Source organism: Lentilactobacillus hilgardii DSM 20176 = ATCC 8290 (assembly GCF_000159315.1).
In the GTDB taxonomy this organism is placed as follows: domain Bacteria; phylum Bacillota; class Bacilli; order Lactobacillales; family Lactobacillaceae; genus Lentilactobacillus; species Lentilactobacillus hilgardii.
In genome coordinates this window covers 1-241 of record NZ_GG670064.1, presented here as the reverse complement: position 1 = coordinate 241, position 241 = coordinate 1, and the positions used below count along the sequence as shown (strand labels likewise).

At 39.8% G+C, this 241-nt stretch carries 1 protein-coding gene; it reads left to right on the top strand.

What is annotated here, in order from left to right; translation table 11 throughout:
* Positions 1 to 241 (top strand): hypothetical protein (locus tag HMPREF0519_RS13995; RefSeq protein ID WP_003637229.1); only part of this gene is annotated, 241 nt, incomplete at both ends.

The window sequence follows — 241 nt, the reverse complement described above, 5'->3', positions numbered from 1 at the left end:
GATAAAAGAGGACGCCATTTACATTGCAAAGGCCTTACAAATCACCACTAAGCTGGACGTCCAATTAGTTGATCTGTCCGGCAATCAATTTTACCAGTCAACAAGTTATGCCCTGCCAAAATTCCAAGACTTACCGGATACCAATCAACTTTTGCCGATTTTAAATCAACACCACTCGAATGACTATTTGCATTACAACAATGCTGCCCAATTGGAATATCTCGCTATCGGATTGTTTAAT